Annotated in this window: 16 protein-coding genes; 14 read left to right on the top strand and 2 right to left on the bottom strand. The window is 46.1% G+C overall.

What is annotated here, in order from left to right; genetic code table 11:
* Positions 1 to 85: 85 nt before the first annotated feature.
* The 8 genes from BN3261_RS02085 to BN3261_RS02120 all read left to right on the top strand — a co-directional run bounded on the left by BN3261_RS02085 (position 86) and on the right by BN3261_RS02120 (position 7925).
* Positions 86 to 769 (top strand): CDP-alcohol phosphatidyltransferase family protein, encoded by a 684-nt coding sequence (locus BN3261_RS02085; RefSeq protein ID WP_015526979.1) that lies wholly within the window; start codon positions 86 to 88, stop codon positions 767 to 769.
* Positions 766 to 1632, top strand: a complete 867-nt coding sequence (locus BN3261_RS02090; RefSeq protein ID WP_193599907.1) for a phosphatidylserine decarboxylase — start codon at positions 766 to 768, stop codon at positions 1630 to 1632. Before BN3261_RS02085 ends, BN3261_RS02090 begins: the two co-directional genes overlap by 4 nt.
* A 224-nt stretch (positions 1633 to 1856) precedes the next feature.
* Positions 1857 to 2537 (top strand): response regulator transcription factor, encoded by a 681-nt coding sequence (locus BN3261_RS02095; protein ID WP_015526981.1) that lies wholly within the window; start codon positions 1857 to 1859, stop codon positions 2535 to 2537.
* Positions 2534 to 4051, top strand: a complete 1518-nt coding sequence (locus BN3261_RS02100; protein WP_022426553.1) for a sensor histidine kinase — start codon at positions 2534 to 2536, stop codon at positions 4049 to 4051. Before BN3261_RS02095 ends, BN3261_RS02100 begins: the two co-directional genes overlap by 4 nt.
* A 146-nt stretch (positions 4052 to 4197) precedes the next feature.
* Entirely contained in the window at positions 4198 to 4827 is a 630-nt protein-coding gene (gene hisH / locus BN3261_RS02105) for an imidazole glycerol phosphate synthase subunit HisH (protein ID WP_059085354.1), read from the top strand.
* Positions 4828 to 4829: 2 nt separating this feature from the next.
* Positions 4830 to 5588: an imidazole glycerol phosphate synthase subunit HisF gene (gene hisF / locus BN3261_RS02110; protein WP_059085355.1), complete on the top strand. Its 759-nt coding sequence runs from the start codon at positions 4830 to 4832 to the stop codon at positions 5586 to 5588.
* A gap of 21 nt (positions 5589 to 5609) precedes the next feature.
* Positions 5610 to 6284 (top strand): uracil-DNA glycosylase, encoded by a 675-nt coding sequence (gene ung / locus BN3261_RS02115; RefSeq protein WP_021650805.1) that lies wholly within the window; start codon positions 5610 to 5612, stop codon positions 6282 to 6284.
* A 15-nt stretch (positions 6285 to 6299) separates the two neighbouring features.
* Positions 6300 to 7925 (top strand): putative polysaccharide biosynthesis protein, encoded by a 1626-nt coding sequence (locus BN3261_RS02120; RefSeq protein ID WP_059085356.1) that lies wholly within the window; start codon positions 6300 to 6302, stop codon positions 7923 to 7925.
* Between the two features lie 184 nt (positions 7926 to 8109).
* On the opposite strand, the gene pepT is transcribed toward BN3261_RS02120, so the two are convergent.
* A complete protein-coding gene (gene pepT / locus BN3261_RS02125; protein WP_059086840.1) occupies positions 8110 to 9336 on the bottom strand; it encodes a peptidase T in 1227 nt (408 codons plus the stop codon).
* 188 nt (positions 9337 to 9524) lie between these two features.
* Between pepT and uraA the strand changes: the two genes are divergently transcribed.
* From uraA to xerD, 6 genes are all read left to right on the top strand, one after another.
* Positions 9525 to 10775 (top strand): uracil permease, encoded by a 1251-nt coding sequence (uraA, locus tag BN3261_RS02130; RefSeq protein ID WP_022426696.1) that lies wholly within the window; start codon positions 9525 to 9527, stop codon positions 10773 to 10775.
* Between the two features lie 264 nt (positions 10776 to 11039).
* A complete protein-coding gene (recA, locus tag BN3261_RS02135) occupies positions 11040 to 12092 on the top strand; it encodes a recombinase RecA (protein WP_021650811.1) in 1053 nt (350 codons plus the stop codon).
* A gap of 3 nt (positions 12093 to 12095) precedes the next feature.
* Positions 12096 to 12584 (top strand): regulatory protein RecX, encoded by a 489-nt coding sequence (locus BN3261_RS02140; RefSeq protein ID WP_059085357.1) that lies wholly within the window; start codon positions 12096 to 12098, stop codon positions 12582 to 12584.
* 293 nt (positions 12585 to 12877) lie between these two features.
* Positions 12878 to 14437 (top strand): ribonuclease Y, encoded by a 1560-nt coding sequence (rny, locus tag BN3261_RS02145; protein WP_021650814.1) that lies wholly within the window; start codon positions 12878 to 12880, stop codon positions 14435 to 14437.
* A 131-nt stretch (positions 14438 to 14568) separates the two neighbouring features.
* On the top strand, positions 14569 to 15177 hold the full coding sequence (locus BN3261_RS02150) for a stage II sporulation protein M (protein WP_059085358.1): 609 nt from the start codon (positions 14569 to 14571) through the stop codon (positions 15175 to 15177).
* A gap of 179 nt (positions 15178 to 15356) precedes the next feature.
* Complete coding sequence (xerD, locus tag BN3261_RS02155; protein ID WP_059085359.1) at positions 15357 to 16241, top strand: site-specific tyrosine recombinase XerD; 885 nt, start codon at positions 15357 to 15359, stop codon at positions 16239 to 16241.
* Between the two features lie 139 nt (positions 16242 to 16380).
* Here xerD and BN3261_RS02160 read toward each other — a convergent pair whose 3' ends face one another.
* A complete protein-coding gene (locus BN3261_RS02160; RefSeq protein ID WP_015526991.1) occupies positions 16381 to 17412 on the bottom strand; it encodes a 3-deoxy-7-phosphoheptulonate synthase in 1032 nt (343 codons plus the stop codon).
* Between the last annotated feature and the right edge of the window lie 12 nt (positions 17413 to 17424).

The following is a 17424-nucleotide window of genomic DNA, read 5'->3' on the forward strand; positions in this document are numbered from 1 at the left end:
GGAGATCTGCTTGACCCAGATCAGGTAAGTCTCCTGTGGGACTGTGAATATAGCCTGACATGAAAAAGAAAAAAGAGGTGTGCAAATGATAGGATTTTATGATTACACGGTAATAATGACTTACATAAGCGTAGTTTCTTCCATGATCGGAATCTTCTGCGCTGTGACGGACCATATTTCAGCAGCGGTGTGCTGTCTTGCATTTTCCGGACTGTGCGATATGTTTGACGGAAAGATCGCAAGAACTAAGAAGAACAGAACGGAGGAAGAGAAATGCTTCGGGATCCAGATCGATTCCCTTGCAGATATCGTCTGTTTCGGGATCCTTCCCATTGTGCTGGGATTTAAGCTTGGAATGTGTCATATTTACGGAATAGCTATTCTTTTATTTTACGGTCTGGCAGGCCTGATCCGTCTGGCATACTTCAATGTTATGGAGGAAAAACGTCAGAATGAAACCTCCGAAAACCGAAAATATTATCAGGGACTTCCCATCACATCCATGTCTGTGGTCCTGCCGCTTCTGTTTGTGGTATCCCTGCTTTTTCCGGAGTATAAATGGTTTGTGGTGCTCCTTCATATTGCAATGCTGACGGTAGGACTTCTGTTTATCCTGGATTTTAAATTCCGTAAGCCCACCAACAGGGAGCTGGTGATCATTGTTGCGGTAGTTTCTGTGGCAGTCCTTCTTGTACTTTTCTACAACGAAGGATGGTGGAAGTTCAATTATCTCTATAAGCTTTCCATGGAGAGAGGTGGTAATCTATGATCCGGACAGCGGACAGAATGGGGCATATTACAGAGGAGGATTCCTTTCAGAACAACCTTCTGGAAAAAATCTACGGTTCTGTAGCCGGACGCATGCTGATACGTCCACTGGTCACTCCTGTTGTTTCCATTGCCATGGGAAAGCTTCTGGATTCCAGGCTTTCGGCAGCAGCGGTGAAACCCTTTATACGGTTCAATCATCTGGATATGAGTGATTATGAAAAGCGTAAATACATCTCTTACAATGATTTTTTCAAGCGGAAGATCCGGGAGGGTGCCCGCCATATTGATATGGAACCGGGACATTTTATCAGTCCCTGTGACTGCAGGGTGAGTGTGTATCCGGTAGATGAAAAAGCCCGTCTTCATATCAAACAGACCGAATATACCATAGAGGAGCTTCTCAGGAATCCTTCTCTTGGAAAAAGATATCAGGGTGGCTATGTGTGGGTGCTTCGTCTCTGCGTTCAGGATTATCACAGATATATTTATCCGGACAATGCGGCGGAGTCCGGACGCATCAGGATCCCGGGGATCCTGCATACAGTCAACCCCGTGGCCAACGATGCCTATCCGATCTACAAGGAAAACAGCAGAGAGTATTCTCTTTTGAAAACAGAGAATTTCCGTACCGTGCTGATGATGGAGGTAGGTGCTCTTCTTGTCGGAAGGATCGAAAACCGGCCAGGGAAAGCATTTGTGAAACGGGGAGACGAAAAAGGAAATTTTGCTTTCGGCGGCTCCACCATTGTGCTGATCACCGAAAAAAATGCGGTAAAGCCGGATGAAGATATTTTAAACAATTCCCGTGAAGGAATTGAAACAAGAGTATTCATGGGAGAAAAGATCGGAGAATCCTTTTAGAGGGTTCTCCTTTTTTGCGGATAAAATTAAAAAAATGAAATTACGTTCACACACACAACACAAACCTGTGATATATTATGAGCAGTAGCAAAGCGGAATGGAAATATCCGCTTTAGAATGAACCGGAAGTAAAAGCTCAGCTTTTTGTAAAGAGGGATGATACAGAGCATTTCGGGCTGTCAGCAGATGTCCGGAACAGCGACTGAGAAACGGAGGAAGATAGAATGGATGCATTAAAAATTCTTGTAGTAGATGACGAGAGCAGAATGAGAAAACTGGTAAAGGATTTTCTCACCAAAAAGAATTTCCAGGTACTGGAAGCCGGTGACGGTGAGGAGGCCATGGATATTTTTTATAAAGAAAAGGACATTGCGCTTCTGATCCTGGATGTGATGATGCCGAAGATGGATGGCTGGGAAGTATGTCGTGAGATCCGCAAAAATTCCAAGGTTCCCATCATTATGCTGACAGCAAGAGGAGATGAGCGTGATGAGCTTCTGGGATTTGAACTCGGGGTGGACGAATATATCTCCAAACCCTTCAGCCCCAAGATCCTTGTAGCACGTGTAGAAGCCATTCTTCGAAGAACGGGACAGAGCAACCCGGATGAGATACTTTCAGCAGGTGGGATTGTCATTGACAAGGCAGCGCATCAGGCAACGGTAGATGATAAACCGATGGATCTGAGCTTCAAGGAATTTGAGCTTCTGACTTATTTCCTGGAGAATGAGGGAATCGCTCTTTCCAGAGAAAAGATCCTGAATTCTGTGTGGAATTATGATTATTTCGGAGATGCCAGAACCATTGATACTCATGTCAAAAAACTGAGAAGTAAAATGGGCGATAAGGGCGAGTATATCAAGACAGTCTGGGGGATGGGCTATAAGTTTGAGGTAGGAGAATGAAAAAACCGAAGGAAAAAATAAAAAAGATCCACAGTCTCCGCCATCAGATCACAGCATACTTTATCGGTCTGCTGTTTTTATCCATTCTGACTATTACCGTGATCAACGGAGCCTTTCTTGAAAAATATTATGTGACAAAAAAGATCGATGTACTTCTGAATCTCCGAACAACTCTGGAAAATACAGATATTGACAAGATGATGAACAGCAATAGCTCGAAAGGTATGGAGAGTATTCCCGATGAGATCCAGAGAGCCTGCTCCAGAAACAATCTTTCCTGGGTTATCATTGACAGCAGCAATACCAGCTGGCTTTCCTGGGGCGAAAATGAAAAAATGCTTCAGAGCAAGCTGTTCGGATATGTCTATGATCTGGATGAGGACGGAGATAAGAGCCGGACCTTGAAGCAGGGTGACAATTATACCATCCAGCAGTCGCATGACCGTTTTGCGGGAATGGATTATGTGGAATGCTGGGGACAGCTGGATGAGGAACATTATTTTATCATAAGGACACCCCTTGAGAGCATCCGGGAGAGCGCTGATATTTCCAATAAGTTTTACTTTGCGGTAGGTCTGATGATCATAATCTTAAGTGGTCTGGTCATTATGGTCGTGACCAGGAGGATCACCCGTCCCATCAGTGAGCTTACGGAACTTTCCAGAAAAATGTCAGATCTGGATTTTGAGGCAAAATACGAGAGCAAGGTCGGCAATGAGATCGATGTTCTGGGAGATAATTTCAACCGGATGTCCTCACAGCTGGAGACTACCATCAGTGAACTGAAATCTGCAAATAATGAACTGCAGCGTGACATTGAGGACAAGATCAAGATCGACAAGATGCGAAAGGAATTTCTGGATAACGTGTCCCATGAATTGAAAACTCCCATAGCCCTGATCCAGGGCTATGCAGAAGGCTTAAAAGAAAATATTTCTGATGATCCTGAGAGCAGAGAGTTCTATTGCGATGTCATTATGGATGAAGCCTCCAAGATGAATAAACTGGTAAAAAATCTTCTCACACTGAATCAGCTGGAATCCGGCAAAGATGCAGTTGTAATGGAGCGGTTTGATATCGTATCCCTGATCCGCGGCGTGCTTCAGACCATGAATATCATGATCGGGCAGAAGAATGCAAAAGTGATCTTTGAGGCGGAGAAGCCGGTTTATGTATGGGCCGATGAGTTTAAGATCGAAGAGGTTGTGACAAACTATGTAAGCAATGCCCTGAACCATCTGGAGGGAGAGAAAGAAATCGAGATCAAGCTGCAGGATGAGGGTAACCGTGTGAAGATCAGTGTGTTTAACACAGGGACTCCGATCCCTGAGGCAGATGTACCGAATCTCTGGAATAAATTTTATAAAGTTGATAAAGCGAGAACCAGGGAATACGGCGGAAGCGGTATCGGTTTATCCATTGTAAAGGCCATCATGGAAAGCATGAACCAGGAATATGGCGTGCAGAACTTTGATAATGGCGTGGAATTCTGGTTTACACTGGACCGGAAATAATAAAACTTTACCGTGATAACGTGAAAAAATGGGCGGCAGCAGAGAAAAGTCTTTGCAACCGCCTGTTTTTGCGTTATACTAAAGCAATGTAAATCGAAGGTGAGAGAGGAATATCGAGATACAAAAGAGCAGGAGGAAGCATTATTATGATAGGAATCATTGACTACGATGCAGGAAACATCAAAAGTGTGGAAAAAGCACTTCAGTATCTGGGACAGGAGACTATCGTCTCAAGAGATCCCCAGGTGCTTCTGAAAGCAGATAAAGTAATCCTTCCGGGTGTTGGAAGCTTTGGTGATGCTATGGAAAATCTCAAAAAATACGGACTTGTTCCGGTAATACATGAGATCGTGGAAAAGGGAACGCCCTTTCTTGGGATATGCCTGGGACTGCAGCTGCTTTTTGAGAGCAGTGATGAGACACCGGGAGTGGAAGGTCTTGGAATCCTGAAGGGGAGAATCCTGCGCATCCCGCCAAGTCCGGGACTGAAGATTCCGCATATGGGCTGGAATTCCCTGCATATTCAGAACAGCGGAAGATTATTTAAGGGTATTTCGGAAAACACCTACGTTTACTTTGTACATTCCTATTATCTTCAGGCAGAGGAGGAAGAAATCGTGAAAGCGACCACTCAGTACAGCACATGCATCCATGCGTCTGTGGAGAAGGGAAATGTATTTGCGTGTCAGTTCCATCCGGAAAAAAGCAGCCGGTGGGGCTTGAAGATCCTTGAGAATTTTGCGGCACTTGAGTCAGGCACCGGAAAGGAGGCATAATCATGTTTACAAAAAGAATCATTCCATGTCTGGATGTAAATAAAGGACGTGTAGTAAAAGGCGTGAATTTTGTTGATCTTAAGGATGCCGGAGATCCGGTGGAAATTGCCAAAGCTTACGATGCAGCCGGTGCGGACGAGCTTGTTTTTCTTGATATCACTGCCTCCTGCGAGGAGCGTGATACCGTGGTGGATATGGTAAGAGCTGTTGCAGCCAACGTATTTATCCCGTTTACCGTAGGCGGAGGAATCCGTACCGTAGATGATTTCCGGAAGCTTCTCCGTGAAGGTGCAGATAAGATTTCTGTAAATTCCGCAGCTATCGACCGTCCGGAGCTGATCCATGAGGCCGCACAGAAATTCGGAAGCCAGTGTGTAGTAGTTGCCATTGATGCCAAGAGAAGACAGGATGGCGGCTGGAATATCTACAAACATGGCGGAAGACTGGATACCGGTATTGATGCTCTTGAATGGGCAAAGAAGGTGGAAGAACTTGGCGCAGGTGAGATCCTTCTTACCAGTATGGACTGTGACGGAACCAAGGCCGGGTATGATATTGAACTTACAAGAGCCGTTGCAGATGCGGTTTCCATCCCGGTGATCGCCTCCGGTGGTGCCGGAACCCTGGAGCATTTTTATGATGCACTGACAGAAGGCGGAGCAGATGCGGCACTGGCAGCATCTCTGTTCCACTACAAAGAGCTGGAGATCCGGGAAGTGAAGGATTACCTTGCGGAAAAAGGAATTTCCGTGAGAAGATAAGTTGGATGAGAGGTGATAGATATGGCTCCTATAGCAGGAGACTGGCAGGAGGCACTGAAAGGTGAGTTTCATCAGCCCTACTATGCCAAACTTTATAAAACCGTGATGACAGAATACAGAACAAGAAAGATTTTTCCGCCGCCGGAAGATATGTTCAATGCGTTTCATTTTACGCCTCTGCATCAGGTAAAGGTTGTGATCCTGGGACAGGACCCTTATCACAATGACGGACAGGCTCATGGGCTTTGCTTTTCCGTAAAAAAAGGTGTGGAAACACCGCCATCTCTGGTGAATATTTATAAGGAACTTGAGGATGATATGGGATGTTATATCCCAAACAACGGTAATCTGGAAAAATGGGCAAAGCAGGGCGTGCTTCTTTTGAACACAGTGCTGACTGTACGTGCACATCAGGCCAATTCCCACAGAGGGATCGGCTGGGAACAGTTTACCGATGCGGCCATCCGGATCCTGGACCAGGAGGATCGCCCGATCGTGTTTCTTCTCTGGGGGCGGCCTGCTCAGATGAAGGCATCCATGCTTCATAATCCGAAGCATCTGATCCTGGAAGCACCACATCCAAGCCCCCTTTCTGCCTACCGGGGATTTTTCGGATGCAAGCATTTCAGCAAGGCTAATGAATTTTTGAAAGCCAATGGGGTAGAACCTGTTGACTGGCAGATTGAGAATATTTAAGTTAAGGAAAGTAAAATGGGTAAAAAAAATGATAACACACTTGTGAAAAACGCATCTTTTCTTATGGTTGCGGCGCTGATCTCCAAGATCATCGGAATGCTGTACAAGAGTCCACTTTCAACTACACTGGGAAGTCAGAGCTTTGCACTTTTCCAGTTTGCACAGAATGTATATTTTATCCTGCTGATGATCGCGTCCTTCAGTATTCCTCAGGCTGTATCCAAGATCATGGCGGAGAAGATCGCTTTTCACAGATATAAGGATGCACAGAAGGTATTTTACGGTGCACTGATCTATGCGGCAGTTGCCGGCGGTATCGTGGCGCTGATCTGTGTATTTGGTGCAGGGATCCTGGTTCCGGACAGTATGGCTAACGCCCGTCTGGCACTGCAGATGCTTGCGCCCACAATTTTCATGTCCGGTCTCTGCGGTGTATTCCGTGGATATTTCCAGGCATACCGCAATATGATGCCTACATCGATCTCGCAGATCATTGAGCAGATCTTTGTGGCAACCTTTGCGCTTCTGATGTCACATGTATTTATCCAGCATTTTTCCGCAACAGGAGATATGGATCTGGTCCATCGCTGGGGTGCGGCAGGTGCTACCATGGGTACCGGAGCAGGTGTGGCTTCCGCGCTGATCTTTATGCTGATCGTTTATGGGGTAAACCGTAAGATCATCCGGAAAAGGATCGTCAATGACCGCCATTCTATAAATGAGAGTATGGGTCATGTAATGAGTAATATCGTGCTCATCATCATGCCGATCATTCTCAGTGCCTTTATTTATAATGTAAACGGATATATCAACAGCTATATGTATTCCGGTATCATGGATATCAAGGGTGCTGCCAAGGACATGATCCAGACCTTGTATTCCGAGTACGGATATTATATGACGCTGATCAATATCCCGCTTACCCTGGCAAGTACAGCACCGACATCTATGATCCCTGAGGTTTCTGCGCATTATGCAATGCACGATATTGAAGGTGCAAATATGAAGACAGACCGTGCCACATGGATCAGTATGCTGATCTCCATTCCGGCGGCAGTAGGTCTTGCAGTTCTCTCCGGACCGATCACGAGACTGATCTTCCCGGGAACCAACGGTGTAGGCGGACAGCTTCTGATCCTGGGAGGAATCACCATTATCCTGAATGGCAACTCCAATATCACCAACGGTGTACTTCAGGGAATCGGCAAGCCGAAGCTCCCGATGATTCATGCAGCCATTGCACTGGTGGCAGATGTGATAGCCATGGCTCTGCTTCTGGTATTTACCAATCTTGGTGTTTATACCATTGTCATCGCCCAGATCGTTTATGCAGTTGTGATGTGTCTTCTCAATGACCGTTCCATCAAGAAATATATGGGCTATAAGAATCCGTGGAGAAGTGCTTATTTAAGCCCGTTCCTGGCATCTATCCCGATGGGGGTTGTTGCGGGAGTGGTGTATTACGGTCTGTATGCACTGATCCATTCCAATGTGATCTGCCTTGGTATTTCTGTGATCCTGGCAGCAGTTGTATACTTTATTGTATATCTGTTTGTAAGCAAGCCCGGTGAAGAAGAACTGGGTATGATGCCTGGTGGAAGATATATGAAGAAGCTGGCGAGAATGATGAAGATCATCTGATCTGTAAGTCCGATCAGTAAACGGCAATACAGTTATTCGGTGCAGAACTCAAAGTGAACACAGCTAGCATAGGAAAAAAATACTCACAGATTTGTTCCGGCAGATTTTCAGCCGGAGGATCTGTGAGTATTTTTTTATTATATCAGGTCTCTGGAAATGCAGGCTTTTGAAGAATGGATTCCTTTTAGGCTTTTTTCTGTGAAAACAGTCTTATGATCTCCAGAGTAACGTTCACAGCGGCATCCATTCCTTCTGCTGTAATGTGCTCATAAGGCCCGTGATAGGCATGTCCGCCGGTTCCGAGATTCGGGCAGGGCAGTCCCATAAAGCTTAACTGTGCACCGTCTGTGCCGCCGCGGATAGGCAGGATCAGCGGTGTGACACCGCAACTGTGGCAGGCTTCCTCTGCCAGAGATATCAGCCATGGGCAGGTATCGATGATCTCTTTCATATTGCGGTACTGCTGGGTGATGGTAAGAGTTACGGTACCTTCCCCCCATTTTTCATTGAGGATCTCCGTGATATTTGTGAGCGTTTTCTGACGGATCTCAAAAGAAGCGGCATCGTGATCCCGGACAATATACTGAAGCTCAGCCTGGGAAACATCTCCTTTCATGGAACACAGATGGAAAAATCCTTCGTAATTATCTGTATTCCTGGGAGTATCTGCCGCCGGAAGCATGGAGTTAAATTCCATGGCAACGAGGGCTGCGTTGATCATAGTATTTTGGGAAGAACCGGGATGTACATTAACACCCTGGAAGGTTATTTTTGCACTGCAGGCGTTAAAGTTTTCGTACTGGATCTCGCCTTCCGTATCACCGTCCAGGGTATATGCATAATCCGCACCGAATTTTTTTACATCAAAGTGGGCCGGTCCCATGCCGATCTCTTCATCCGGAGTAAAAGCAACGCAGAGAGGTCCGTGAGGTATTTTTTCCGTAAGGATATGCTCCAGCGCAGTGAGGATCTCTGCAATGCCGGCCTTGTCGTCTGCGCCCAGGATCGTGGTTCCGTCTGAGGTGATCAGGGTACGCCCGGCAAGTGAAGCAAGATGGGGGAACATTTCCGGGGAAAGAGTTCTGCCGCTTGTGCCGAGAGGGAGCTCTTTTCCATCGTAATCTTCTGTGACCACCGGTGTGACTGCATGGTCGCAGAAATCGGAAACCGTATCCATATGAGCGATAAAGCCCAGTGCTTTGCAGTGCTCCAGACCTTCTGTAGCAGGAAGATGTGCATAAACGTAACAGTGTTCATCCAGAGACACATCAGAGATCCCAAGGCCTTTCAGTTCCTCCACAAGAAGCCGGGCCAGGTCAAACTGGCACTGGGAAGAGGGGGAAGAAGAGCTTTCTTCATTGCTGGGGGTGGATATTTTTACATAGGATAGAAGTCGTTGGTATGCTTTCATAGAAGAATATTCCTTTCTGAAAAAATCTATCCGGAACAGGTTATGGCCGCATTTATGAAGCCGTTCTGTTTTTCCGGAGATAATAACAGTATACCACACAGTATCCGTATATTTTCAGAAAAAATATCCCACGATGTGAAAACCTGTGCTATAATCTGTGAGATAATAAAAAACAGGAGGATTTGAGAGTGGAAAAAAGAATCATACAGGTCGAAGAAAAAGTACCTGCAAAGATGCTGATACCGTTAAGTATCCAGCATATGTTCGCCATGTTCGGAGCATCCGTACTGGTGCCATTCCTTTTTGGTATCAGTCCGGCTATTGTGCTTCTGATGAATGGTGTGGGAACACTCCTTTTTATTTTCATCACAAAAGGAAAGGCACCGGCTTATTTGGGCTCCAGTTTTGCCTTCCTTTCACCGGCTCTTCTGGTGATCAGCAAGTATGGATATGAGTATGCTCTTGGTGGTTTCGTTGTTCTGGGTATTGCTGGTATGTGCGTGGCATTGATCGTCCGCCAGTGCGGAACAGACTGGATCGATATCGTGCTTCCTACAGCGGCAATGGGACCGGTAGTGGCACTGATCGGTCTGGAACTTGCGGGAAATGCAGCAAGTACGGCAGGACTTCTGGACGAGAAGGTAGATCCGAAGAATGTGATCGTATTTCTGGTCACACTTGGAGTTGCGGTATTCGGTCAGATCCTGTTCCGGGGCTTCCTTTCTGTGATTCCGATTCTGATCGCGATCATTGTGGGATATGTGGCAGCAGGTGCATGCGGGCTTCTGGATTTTACACAGGTAAGGGAAGCGGCATTTTTGGCTCTTCCCAACTTTACATCTCCGAAATTTAATTTTGAGGCCATTATGACGATCTTTCCGGCATTGCTTCTGGTAACCTCCGAGCATATCGGCCATCAGATCGTAACCGGAAAGATTGTTGGAAGAAATCTTCTGAAAGATCCGGGTCTCCACAGATCCCTGTTTGCAGATTTCTTTTCTACCACAGTTTCCGGATGCCTTGGTTCTGTGCCGACAACTACTTACGGTGAGAACATCGGTGTCATGGCAGTGACAAAGGTTTACAGTGTACAGGTGATCGGTGGTGCGGCAGTGCTTTCTATCTGCTGTTCTTTCCTTGGTAAACTGGCAGCCCTGATCAGTACCATTCCCGGTCCGGTGATCGGTGGGATTTCTTTCCTTCTTTACGGAATGATCGGAACCTCCGGCCTTCGTATGCTGGTTGACAATCACGTGGATTACAGCAAGTCCAGAAATCTGACGCTGACAAGCGTTGTCTTTGTTGTAGGTCTTTCCGGAATTGCCCTGAAGCTTGGAAATGTTGAGCTTACCGGCATGGTGCTGGCATGTGTGGTTGCCATGGCATTAAGCCTTGTATTCTATATTCTGGACAAACTGAAGCTGACCAACGATCAGTGACAGGAAATATATTGCATAAAAAGCAGATGAAGAGGGAAATCTTTTTATCTGCTTTTTTGCATTCAGAGAGGAAAAAGAAATCATGTATGGGAAGCCTTTTGTCGGATTTTCAGAGATCCTGTCAACAAAAAAACAGAGGGATTTTCAAGTATCTTATTGACAATCATTCCGTTTTATAATACTATGTAATACAGAAAACACGAACAAAGGTTCGAATTAAAGGAAACCTGATTAGAAAGAGAATAAAGAATAGGAGATTACATAATGATCAGTGAAGAGAAGCAGAAGGCGCTGGAAGCGGCTCTTGGAAATATTGAGAAACAGTTCGGTAAAGGCTCTGTCATGAAGCTTGGAGATTCCAGTTCCCATATGCAGGTGGAGGCAGTTCCCACAGGATGCTTAAGCCTGGATATCGCCCTTGGTGTAGGTGGTGTTCCCAAGGGACGTATCGTGGAGATCTACGGACCGGAGTCCAGTGGTAAGACAACGGTAGCCTTACATATGGTCGCTGAAGTGCAGAAGAGAGGCGGAATCGCAGGATTTATCGATGCGGAGCATGCTCTTGATCCTGTTTATGCCAAGAGTATAGGTGTTGATATCGACAACCTTTATATTTCACAGCCGGATAACGGAGAGCAGGCGCTGGAGATCACAGAGACTATGGTACGTTCCGGTGCTGTGGATATCGTGATCGTGGACTCTGTTGCAGCCCTGGTCCCCAAGGCTGAGATCGAAGGAGATATGGGAGACAGCCATGTAGGTCTGCAGGCCCGTCTGATGTCACAGGCACTCCGTAAACTGACGGCTGTTATCAGCAAGTCCAACTGCGTGGTGATCTTTATCAACCAGCTTCGTGAAAAGGTTGGAGTGATGTTTGGCAATCCGGAAACTACAACCGGTGGACGTGCGCTGAAATTCTATGCATCTGTCCGTATGGATGTACGCCGTGTGGAAACATTGAAGCAGGGTGGTGAGATGGTTGGAAACCACACCCGTGTGAAAGTAGTTAAGAACAAGGTGGCTCCGCCATTTAAGCAGGCAGAGTTTGATATCATGTTCGGAACCGGTATTTCCAGAGAGGGAGATATCCTGGATCTGGCTGCAGAATGCTCCATCGTAAACAAGAGCGGAGCCTGGTATGCATATGAAGGGGATAAGATCGGACAGGGACGTGAGAATGCCAAATTATTCCTGAGAGAGCATCCGGAGATTCGCGATGAGATCGAGAAGAAGGTGCGTGTACATTATCATCTGGATCCGGCAGATGAGACAGCAGAAGCAGTAGTACAGGCAGAAGATACAGAGAAGGAAGAGTAATCCATGCTGGATCTGGAAGAACGAAACCGTGCAAGAAAGAAAGCCATGCGGCTTCTGGAACATATGGACCGCACAGAGAAAGGCCTGACGGATAAACTCCGTCAGGCTGAATTTTCACCGGAGGCAGTAGAAGATGCCATTGCTTATGTGAAGTCCTATGGGTATATCAACGATGCCCGTTATGCCAGAACCTATATCTCCTTCCGCATGGAATCCAGGAGCCGTCAGAAGATCCTCTCGGAACTTCAGTTAAAGGGTGTGGACCGTCAGATTGCCCTGGATGCCTGGAATGAGATGGAAGAGCTTATGGAACCGGACGAGCGGGAGGTATTACGCAGGACGATCGAGAAGAAATATGCGCCGGACACAGAGCTTGATGAAGGACAGATGCGAAGGCTGTATGGATATCTGGCCAGACGAGCGTTCCGGTATGAGGATATTTCCCATACCCTGGAAGAAATGAACATCCGGGTGAACCGTGATATGGAATAACTCGTTACTGTTCACTGGTAATGTCCCGCGAGGTGTTTTTTGTGAGCGAAGGTCACAGAAAACCCGAGACATACCGCGCGAATTTATGCGATCAGCATAAATTCTGTGCATCGCGAAGCGTGTTACTGAGAACGGAGTGAACAGTAACAATAACTCTGCGGAGAAAAAGAGCCAGTTTATATGTGCTAACCAAAATCTGCTTTTTCATGAGAAAAACTTGACATAAATGTGAAAAACAGCTAAACTTGTATTGTTGTATTTGTACAATGAAAACTAAATAAGGAGGTGCTCCTGTGGCAGGCACAATTATCGGTGTTATTGTCGCTGTGGTAGTCACGCTACTTATTGCAGTTCCTGTTACTTGCAAGGTTGCTGTTGACAAGAAAGTACGCAAGGATGCGGAAATCATAGGTACAGCAGAGGATAAGGCAAGGAATATTCTTGATGAAGCATTGAAAGCAGCAGAGACCAAGAAACGCGAAACTTTACTTGAAGTAAAGGAAGAATCTCTGCGAACTAAAAATGAACTGGAAAGGGAAACCAAGGAACGGAGAAACGAGCTGCAGAGATACGAGAAGCGAGTTTTGTCAAAAGAGGAATCTGTTGACAAAAAAGCCAATGCAGTGGAGAAGCGTGAGCTGGAATGTACAGCGAAATTTAACGAGTTACAAGAAAAAGAAAAACGAGTAAATGAACTTGAGGAAAAAGGAGTACAGGAACTGGAACGAGTTTCAGGTCTTACCTCCGAACAGGCAAAAGAAGAATTACTGAAATCTGTAGAAGATGACGTAAAGGTGGATGTTGCAAGACTCTATAAAGAGCTTGAGAACAGAGCCAAGGAAGATGCCAATAAGAAAGCCAGGGAATATGTAGTCAATGCCATTCAGAAATGTGCAGTGGATCATGTTTCCGAGACAACGATTTCTGTGGTACAGCTTCCAAGTGATGAAATGAAGGGAAGGATCATCGGTCGTGAAGGCCGTAACATCCGTACACTTGAGACACTTACCGGTGTGGATCTGATCATTGATGATACACCGGAGGCAGTGGTACTCTCCGCATTTGATCCGATCAGGAGAGAGATCGCCAGAGTGGCTCTTGAGAAACTGATCGTGGATGGACGTATCCATCCGGCAAGAATTGAAGAGATGGTAGAGAAAGCCCAGAAAGAAGTGGAAGCACAGATCCGGGAAGACGGTGAGAATGCTGCCATGGATGTAGGGGTACATGGAATCCATCCGGAACTTCTGAAGCTTCTTGGACGTATGAAATTCCGTTCAAGCTATGGACAGAATGCTCTGAGACATTCAATTGAGGTTGCACAGCTTTCCGGACTTCTTGCAGGAGAAGTTGGTGTGGATGTGCGTATGGCCAAGCGTGCCGGACTTCTTCATGACATTGGTAAATCCATTGACCATGAGGTAGAAGGTTCTCATATTCAGATCGGTGTGGATCTCTGCAAGAAATACAAGGAGTCCCCGATCGTTATCAACACGGTTGCGTCTCATCATGGTGATGTGGAGCCGGAATCTCTGATCGCGTGTATTGTACAGGCTGCTGATGCAATTTCCGCAGCAAGACCTGGAGCAAGACGTGAGACCCTGGAAACCTATACCAATCGTCTGAAACAGCTTGAGGATATCACCAATGAATTCAAGGGTGTAGAGAAATCTTTTGCTATTCAGGCAGGAAGAGAAATTCGTGTTATGGTCGTGCCGGATCATGTAAGTGATGCAGATATGGTTCTCCTTGCAAGAGATATTGCAAAGCAGATCGAGGCAGAGCTTGAGTATCCTGGACAGATCAAAGTTAATGTGATCCGTGAAAGCAGAGCGGTTGACTACGCAAAATAAGCTTTCAATGGAAGAAAGTTCTGGAAATACCAAAGGCCGGACAGCTTTTTAGCTGGCCGGCCTTTTTTTGTCATGTGGAAAAACGGTCATATTACTGGAAAAACAGGCGTAAACTGGTACAGGGTGAGTAAATGGAGAGTAAGACAGAGAAACGGAAGTGGAAAAATGCCGGACGTTTTCCGGCGGAGCTTCTTTTTATGACCGGAGTTTTTGCGGGAAATGTGTTGCCGAATCTGATCTGGAAAATGGAGTGGAAGCAGAAAACCCTGGCTTCTTTTTATCTGATCCGCAGCTTTGCGGGAAAAGATATTTCCGGCGGAGCTTATTTCCTGGAAGTGCTGCGACGAAGAGGAGGTTTTTTTCTTCTGTTGTTTTTATGCGGATTTACAATATTCGGAGTGCCTTTGACGGTCGCATATATGCTGTTTTTGGGAATGGAGACAGGAATGATCCTGGCATTATCGGTTCTGGAATTTGGTATTTATGGCGGTGTGGCCGGCGCTGGACTTCTGATGCCGCAGTATCTGGTCTATATTCCGGCGTATTTTTATCTTGCAGGTATCGTATACAGACAATCGTATGGAATCTGGAAAAATTATGGACTTGTGCCGCAGAAAACAGGGGCTTATTTTCGGCAGGGGATCACAGTTTTTCTGCTGTATACAGGAGGAATCCTCGCAGAAAGTTTTCTGAATCCCTGGATCGTAGAAAAAGTTATAAAGGGCCTGAAATTTTTTTGAGGAAAATTTCCACAATATCTAGTGATGGTTTCCATAAAATCTGCGATATTTGGTGGTTTGTGCCGGAAAGTGTTGAAATTGTGCGGTTTTACGATGAAAAACTGTTTGATTTTATGTAAAATTCACAGTATAATTCAGTCATAAACGAGTATGATTTTAGAGAAACGGGATGCAGAGAAATGGATATAGAGATACGGGAATTTATTACATATTTACATAATAGAAAAAGGACGTCACATAATACAGAAGTATCTTACCAGAGAGACCTGAAGAAGATGGCAGTGTATTTTGCAGATCGTGGGATCTATGATATCCGAGATGTAGGAGAACTGGAGCTGGAAGGCTATCTCAGCTATATGGAGAGAGGACAGTTTGCTTCCTCAACGATCTCCAGAAATGTAGCATCTATCCGTGCCTTGTTTCAGTATCTTTATCAGGAGAACAGGATCGAGAGGGATCCGTCTCTGGAACTGAAGCCGCCCAAGGTTGAGAAGCGGATGCCGGAGATCCTTACTGTGGATGAGGTAGACCGCCTTTTGAAACAGCCGGATCTGAATACACCGAAGGGAATCCGGGACAGTGCCATGCTGGAGCTTTTGTATGCTACAGGAATGCGTGTCAGTGAACTTTTGCGGCTGAATCTGGAGGATCTCAATCTGCGGCTTGGTTATGTAGTCTGTCACGATGAGGATAAGGAACGGGTGATCCCGATAGGAAATGTATGCAAAACAGCCATGGAGAAATATCTGAAGGAAGCCCGTGGAAAATTTGTGAAAGAAAATGAGACGGAGAGTCTTTTTACCAACTGTTCAGGAAAATCCATGAGCAGACAGGGATTCTGGAAGGTTCTGAAGGGATATGCAGAGGAAGCCGGGATCCAGCATGATATTACGCCGCATACACTGAGACATTCTTTTGCCGCACATATGCTGCAGAATGGAGCGGACGTGAAGAGTGTGCAGGAAATGCTTGGACATTCGGATATTTCCACCACACAGGTCTATCTGAATTTTGGCGTTGCGAAAATGCGAGACGTATATATGAAAGCACATCCGAGGCGTTGATCTGTAAGAAATAATATAAAAAACGCGTTCAAAAAAGAACCGGCAGCTTCCAAAATGGAAGAATGCCGGTTCTTTTTTTGAACATAAAGTGTAAAAGGATCACAAATATCCGTTTCCTGAACTGCAGATCAGACAGATCTTAGCAATTTTCAGCAATTGTGTAAAGCAGCTTCTCAGACTCATCCCAACCAAGGCAGGCATCTGTGATGGATTTTCCGTAGATGTGATCTCCACCGATCTTCTGATTGCCTGGCTCGATATAGCTCTCGATCATGAGACCTTTTACCATGGAGTGAAGCTCTGGATCTACCTGACGGCTGTGAAGAACCTCACTTGCGATACGAACCTGCTGCTCGTAATGCTTGTTGGAGTTGGAGTGGTTGGTATCCACGATCACTGCCGGGTTGGCAAGGTTCTTTGCATGGTATTTGTCATAGAGAAGACGAAGATCCTCGTAATGGTAGTTCGGGATCGCTTCCCCATGCTTGTTTACCGCACCGCGAAGGATTGCGTGAGAGAGTGGGTTGCCGGTGGTCTCAACCTCCCAGCTTCTGTAAATAAAACGATGAGCGCCCTGTGCTGCAACAATGGAGTTCAGCATAACGCTGTAGTCACCACTGGTAGGGTTCTTCATACCAGCCGGAACATCCATGCCGCTGACAGTGAGTCTGTGCTGCTGATCTTCAACAGAACGTGCGCCTACAGCAACGTAGGAAAGCAGATCCGAGAGATAACGGTAGTTCTCCGGGTAAAGCATCTCATCTGCACAGGTGAAGCCACTTTCGCGGATAGCGCGCATGTGCATCTTGCGGATTGCGATCAGCCCGGCAAGAAGGTTCGGTTTTTTCTCAGGATCCGGCTGATGGACCATTCCCTTGTATCCTTCACCGGTCGTACGTGGTTTGTTTGTGTAAACACGCGGGATGATAAGGACTTTATCCTCGATCTTTTCCTGAACTTTGCGAAGTCTTAAAAGATAATCGCATACGGCATCTTCGTTATCTGCAGAACATGGTCCGATGATAGCGAGGAATTTATCGGATTTTCCGGTGAAAACGTCGCGAATCTCAGCATCGCGTTTCTCCTTGAGCGCCTGAAGTTCAGCATCGAGCGGATACTGATTGCGGATTTCCTCAGGAGTTGGCAGTTTTTTTATGAATTCAAAACTCATAGTACTTTATTC

The sequence above is a fragment of the Blautia massiliensis (ex Durand et al. 2017) genome, assembly GCF_001487165.1.
Taxonomy (GTDB): Bacteria; Bacillota; Clostridia; order Lachnospirales; family Lachnospiraceae; genus Blautia_A; species Blautia_A fusiformis.